Below are 6,000 nucleotides of genomic sequence, written 5' to 3' on the forward strand. Positions count from 1 at the left end.
CTGAAAACTGAAAACTGAAAACTGAAAACTGAAAACTGAAAACTGAAAACTTTTGACTGGAAAAAGGGAGATGTGAAGCCCTGATGAGGAAACATCAGAGCCCCCTTCCGACCGCAGGCGCAAAACGGCGCGGACCTGCCTGAAGAAGGGCTCACGTCACCCTTTTCGTCCGTTATCTGGCGCTCTTATTGGGCCACGGGTGCTGGCGGCGTAATGCGCACCAGAATGTAGGGACGTTCCTGCATGTCCTTGCCATTATGGAAGGCAGGCAGGCGGGCCCACTGGCCCACCGTCAGCAGGATGGAATTGCCATCAAACGCCATGCTGTCTGGCGCGATCAGACGGGCATCCTGCGCCACGAGAGAAAGCGTGCCATCTGGTGCGCGGCGGACAATGGCGTGGCGTTCAATGTCTGTCACATACAGGCTGCCATCCGGGGCGGTGGCCATGCCATCCATGATACCCACTTCACCTTCATCCTTGACCGCGCCTTCAAGCGTGGCTTCCGGGGCCGCGCTGTCCGCCAGCACAGCGGTGGGGGCACTATAGAGGCGGCGGGAGGACAGCGGAGACCAGTAAAGGCGTGTGGAATCCGTGCTCAGGGCCACGCCATCCACCCCGCCCTGCGGCACGGTGGGGTGGTCTGCATCAAAACGGCCAAGACGCCCATCGGCCTCCATTACAAAACCGGGCACGGGGCTGACGGAAACCGTATCAGCCAGAATACGCCGCGCCTGCCCGCTGGCCAGATCAACCACAATCAGGGCCGGGTGAGTGGTCTGCGAGGTATCACTGATAAACGCCGTACCTGCGCTGCCGTGGGTAAGGTCAATCCGCACATCATTCACGTGGCTGTCTGCCCGCACGGCGGGCGCGGTCAGCGCATAACGGCGCACAATGGTGTTGGTGGTGGGGTCAATATGCAGCAGGGCGGGTTTTGCCTTGGCCTTGCTGCCAGCGCGCACGCCTTCATCCAGCAGCCAGAGCTGGCCGTTGCCATCCACCGTCATGCCTAGCGGGGAAATGAGCTTGCCTTGCGCCTTCGCACTGGGGAACGGTGTAAGCTGGCCCGGTGTCCATGTGGCCAGAACCGGACCTTTATGACGCTGCGCACTGGTGGGGAAGGACAGCACAATCCGCCCATCTGGCAGGCGTGCAATGCCGGACGCCTGTTCATCCGCAAACCGGTCTACCACGGTCAGGTTGCCGGTGGTGTTCCAACCATGCACCGTGGTGTCTTCCGCCAGCGCCGTGCCAGACACAGCCCCCAACGCCACAGCCCCCAGAAGCGCACAGCACAGCCGCCGCGCGGAACGGGACCGCACCCGTTTACGAGCAAGAGCGTGGTTTGTGGAATGTGGGGGAAGCAGCATCATATCTGGCGTTCTTTCTTGATGAAGGCGACGTGGCCTCTCAGCGGTGCAAGGCTGGCGGGAACAATGGAGGACTGAAAAGACTCAGGCGACGCCCAGGACGGGACATCTGGGTGGAAAAGATCACCCTTTTTAGCACAACGTAACCAAACTGATCTGACGGTCTTGCTGAACTGGGTTGCTGGTAGTGCGGCGCGCCAAACGTCCGCACCTTTTCTGCCTCGCACGCTTTTCGGCCTGTTTGGAACGGGTTTCTCCACGCTCCCCACTGCAACGAATTTTCAGGCCATCCTCTGCACTGGCGTGGCAAGCAACGCCTGCCACGCCAGTGCGGAAAGAGGAGCGCCGGTTCACCCCATTCTGGCCTCGCCGGATACTTTACCTCAGGCGCTGATGCGTTCCAGACCACCCATGTAAGGACGCAGTACCTCTGGCACGGTGATGGAGCCGTCCTCGTTCTGGCCGTTTTCCATAACCGCAATCAGTGTGCGGCCCACAGCCAGACCGGAACCGTTGAGCGTGTGCACAAACACCGGAGCTTCACCCTGCTGCGGGCGGAAGCGGGCATTCATACGCCGGGCCTGAAAGTCCCGCGTGTTGGAGCAGGAGGAGATTTCACGCCACGCGCCCTGCCCCGGCAGCCAAGCTTCAAGATCAAACGTCTTGGCTGCACCAAAGCCGGTGTCTCCCGCGCACAGCAGCACACGGCGGTAGGGAATACCCAGCTTTTCCAGAACGGTTTCGGCACAGCGCGTCATGCGTTCGTGCTCGGCAACACTGTCTTCCGGGGTGGTGACGGACACCATTTCCACTTTTTCAAACTGGTGCTGGCGCAGCATGCCGCGCACATCGCGCCCGGCAGACCCGGCCTCGCTACGGAAACACTGGCTTAGCGCCGTCATGCGCAGGGGGAGCGTCTTGCCGTCCAGAATATCTCCGCTCACGGAGGCCGTCAGCGGCACTTCCGCTGTGGGGATCAGCCAGCGGCCATCCTCCGTGCGGAAGGACTGATCGGCAAATTTGGGCAGTTTGTCCGTGCCATACATGGCGGCATCATTCACCAGCACGGGCACCTGTGTTTCCGTATAGCCGTGATGGTCCACATGCAGGTCCAGCATGAACTGGCCAAGTGCACGGGCCAGCCGGGCCAACGCGCCGCGCAGCACCACAAAGCGCGCACCAGAGAGCTTGCCTGCGGTGGCAAAATCCATCTGCCCCAGCGCTTCGCCCAGTTCAAAATGCTGGCGGGCGGTGAAGGCGAAGTCCGGCTGTGTGCCCCACACATGCTGCACCACGTTTGCGCTCTCATCCGGGCCATCGGGCACGGTGGGGTCAAGCCGGTTGGGCAGCGTCGCCAGAAGGGTCGCGGTCTGGCCTTCCAGATCGGTTACGCGGCGTTCCAGCTCTTCCATGCTCTCACGCAGGGTAGTGCCTTCTGCCTCAAGCACGGTGCTGTCTCCACCTGTGCGTTTGAGGGTGCCGATCTCACGCGCCAGCGCCTTGCGGCGGGCCTGCTTTTCCTGCAACGCGGTCTGGGCCTGCCGCCGTTCCTCATCCCACGAGAGCAGTTTCTGCGCTACGGGTTCCAGCCCCCGGCGGGCCAGGTCGGCATCAAAAGCGGCAGGGTCTGCGCGCAGGGCGCGGATGTCATGCATGGGTCAGAAAGCCCCTTGGTGAGTTGGTTGCGTCTTGCTTCAGTCCTGCTCCGGCTGTGGAGCATCCAGCGGGCGTTTGGGCTCCACAAGGCGGGCGGACAGAATGGAAATCTCGTAAAGGAGAACGAGCGGCACGGCCAGCCCGATCTGGGTAATGACATCTGGCGGCATGAGAATGGCGGCAATGACAAACGCCGCCACAATGGCGTACCGGCGGAAGCGCCGCAGCATGTCAGACGTGACAATGCCAACGCGGGCCAGCAGCGTAAGCACCACCGGCAGTTCAAACGCCACGCCAAACGCCATGATGAGCTTCATGACGAGTGAGAGATATTCAGACACCTTGGCCTGAAGTTCGATCTGCACCCCGCCACTGTTACCCGGTGTCTGAAAAGACAGGAAAAACCGCCATGCTATGGGGAATATGAAGTAATAGGCCAACGCTGCACCGAGCACGAACAGCACGGGTGTTGCCAGCAGAAACGGTGCAAAAGCGCGTTTTTCCGAGCGATAAAGGCCGGGGGCAATAAAGATCCAAGCCTGAATGGCAATAACCGGAAAGGACAGAAACGCAGCCCCGAAGAATGCCACCCGGATATAGGTAAAGAAGGCTTCATACAGCGCGGTGTAGATCAGATGCGGCTGCTCGCCCTGCTGGCGCATGATCTCACCCAGAGGGCGGGCCAGAAACAGGTAGATATCGCCCGCATAATGGTAGCACAGGGCAAAGCACACCAGAAACGCAGCCCCGGACCACAGCAGCCTGCGGCGTAGTTCAAGAAGATGGTCAATCAGCGGCATGGGCTGATCGTGAATCGGATCGTCGTGCAGGGTCTCGTTCTCCGTCATGACTGACTATCCGGCTGGGCGCTCGGGCTGGCGTCCGCTCCATGAGCGGTGGGGGTGGCGTGCATGGCGGCGTGGGCTTCTGGCGGCATGTAAGCGGGTTTTTCCTCCACTTCGGTGGAAGTGACCGGAGGGGCAGAACCGCTTGCGGCCTGCGCAATGGCGGCATCTGAACCTGTATGATCCCCTGCCGCGGGGCCACCCGGGCCGGGTGCTACGCTGCGGCCACCATGCAGCACACGCACGGGTGGCAGAATGGCGGGCGGAAACAGTCGCTCCCGCTCCCGCACAATGCGGCGCACAATACCGGGAGGCAGTTCTGGCGGCGCATCTTCCAGCTCTTCCAGCACGGAAGGGCTATCATAGTCGTAAAGCGCACTCTGGCCGCCGGGCACGGGCGGCAGGCTGGGCAGCCCGACGCTGCGTTCCTCCAGCATGGCGGAAGAGCCCGCGGGAGCCCCCGATGTGTGCGCAGGTGCTGCATCCAGCGCGCGCGGGCCAGCCGGTGCACGCATGACTGGCCCATCAAGCGGGGAGGATTCAAATGTGCGTTTCAGCGAGCCATCGGAATCAATGGCCTTCATGATCCGCCCGCGCACGTTCAGGTTGCGCAGGTCCCGCATGTGCTCCCGCACCTCGCCCAGATCGGCCTCGCGCACCATTTCATCAACATGGGACTGAAATTCTCCCGCCAGATTACGGGCTTTCTTGACCGCCTTCGCCAGCCCGCGAATAGCCACCGGCAGATCCTTCGGGCCGATCACCACAAGAGCAACCGCACCGATCAGGGCAATCTCGGACCAGGCAAAATCAAACATCGGCAGGACCACTCAGCAGCATAACGCCGGAAGAAGGGAGTTTCTTCCCACAGGCAGGGCTCTTGTTTTCACGCATGCAACAGCCCACCCCACCCTGCCGGGTGCTGGTGGGTCTGACACACAGACGCCGTTGGTCTATCACGACCGCTCCGGCGGGAAAACCGTTCCCTCCGCAGGCGTATCCTGCGCACTCCCCTCCGGCCCAGCATCGGCGGGACCACTGGTGCCACCATCGGGGGCCTCACGCGGGCTATCCGGCTCTTCAAAGGCGGAGAACGCATCGTCCTCCACCGTGTTTTCGTCGACCGCGCTCAGGTCCGGGTCTGTCTCCACAAGGTCTCCCACCTGCGGCGCGGAGGTATCGGACTGAGCGGTAGAAACGTCATCCTCATCGCGCGCTTCCGGATGGTCGGTGCCTTCTGAGTCCGGCTCGCCCATGGGTGCTTCCGTTGCCTGTCCGCTGGCAGCGGCTGTCGCGCCGGAGGGCTCGGAGGATTCCGCTAATGCCGTCGCCGCTGCGGAGGCCAGACCACGTGTATCTGAAGTCTGTCCCTCCGCCTCGGGCGCATCCTCCTGCTGATCGCCTGAGGGTGTCCCGTCCTGCTGAGCGGCCGCCTGAGCGTCTTCCTCATCGTCCGGGGCGGAGGCGGGCGCATCAGCGGACGGCAGGCGCGGGTCTGCTTCCAGATTGGGCACATCCACCAGCAATTCTTCACGCCGGGGAAGGTCCGAGAGAGCACGCAGACCAAAATGACGCAGGAAGTCGGGCGTGGTGCCCCACAGCACCGGGCGGCCCGGCACTTCCTTACGCCCACGCGGCGCGATCAACGAAGCCTCAATCAGCGTATCCAGCACGTTCTGCCCAAGGCTGACACCACGAATTTCTTCAATTTCCACACGGGTGCAGGGCTGATGATAGGCGATGATGGCCAGTGTCTCCATCACCGCACGCGGCAGGCGGCGTGGACGTTCCAGCACACGGGTAAGCGCCGGGGCCAGATCTGGCGCGGTGCGGAACTGCCAGCCCCCCGCCACTTCAACGGGTGCAACGCCCCGGCCTTCATACCGGGCCACAAGGGCGGCCAGCACGGCGTTCACAAACGCAGCCAGATTGTCCACCCCATCAGGAATAAGCTGCCGGGCTTCCAGCAACTCCGCCACCCGGCGGGTGCTGACAGGCTCCGTTCCGGCAAAGATCAGCGCCTCCGCCAGCCTTACGGCATCATCCGGCACCGTGAAGGATGGCTCCAGCATCGGGTCGGGTAATTTTTCTGCTTCTGCTTCTGCTTCTGCTTCTGCTTCTGCTTC

4 protein-coding genes and 1 pseudogene are annotated in these 6,000 nt (G+C 62.4%); all 5 read right to left on the reverse strand.

Going from position 1 to position 6,000, the window contains the following annotated elements; genetic code table 11:
* Nucleotides 1-185 precede the first annotated feature (185 nt).
* A complete protein-coding gene (locus tag AD944_RS07220; RefSeq protein WP_145912794.1) occupies nucleotides 186-1,373 on the reverse strand; it encodes an L-dopachrome tautomerase-related protein in 1,188 nt (395 codons plus the stop codon).
* Nucleotides 1,374-1,756: 383 nt separating this feature from the next.
* Nucleotides 1,757-3,028 carry a serine--tRNA ligase gene (gene serS, locus AD944_RS07225; protein ID WP_045541721.1) on the reverse strand — a complete coding sequence of 424 codons (1,272 nt, stop codon included), beginning with the start codon at nucleotides 3,026-3,028 and terminating at the stop codon, nucleotides 1,757-1,759.
* 39 nt (nucleotides 3,029-3,067) lie between these two features.
* Nucleotides 3,068-3,877: a twin-arginine translocase subunit TatC gene (gene tatC, locus AD944_RS07230; protein WP_035379019.1), complete on the reverse strand. Its 810-nt coding sequence runs from the start codon at nucleotides 3,875-3,877 to the stop codon at nucleotides 3,068-3,070.
* Nucleotides 3,874-4,692 (reverse strand): Sec-independent protein translocase protein TatB, encoded by an 819-nt coding sequence (gene tatB, locus AD944_RS07235; protein ID WP_082741169.1) that lies wholly within the window; start codon nucleotides 4,690-4,692, stop codon nucleotides 3,874-3,876. The genes tatC and tatB overlap by 4 nt, the downstream gene beginning before the upstream one ends.
* Before the next feature lie 689 nt (nucleotides 4,693-5,381).
* Nucleotides 5,382-6,000: pseudogene (gene scpB / locus AD944_RS07240) on the reverse strand (SMC-Scp complex subunit ScpB); the annotation flags it as partial.

The sequence above is a fragment of the Acetobacter tropicalis genome (assembly GCF_001580915.1).
GTDB lineage: Bacteria > Pseudomonadota > Alphaproteobacteria > Acetobacterales > Acetobacteraceae > Acetobacter > Acetobacter tropicalis.

What these genes read in the sequence shown, in the direction of transcription:
- AD944_RS07220 (WP_145912794.1), bottom strand. Translation starts at nt 1,373, where the DNA reads ATGCTGCTTCCCCCACATTCCACAAACCACGCTCTTGCTCGTAAACGG.
- serS (WP_045541721.1), bottom strand. Translation starts at nt 3,028, where the DNA reads ATGCATGACATCCGCGCCCTGCGCGCAGACCCTGCCGCTTTTGATGCC.
- tatC (WP_035379019.1), bottom strand. Translation starts at nt 3,877, where the DNA reads ATGACGGAGAACGAGACCCTGCACGACGATCCGATTCACGATCAGCCC.
- tatB (WP_082741169.1), bottom strand. Translation starts at nt 4,692, where the DNA reads ATGTTTGATTTTGCCTGGTCCGAGATTGCCCTGATCGGTGCGGTTGCT.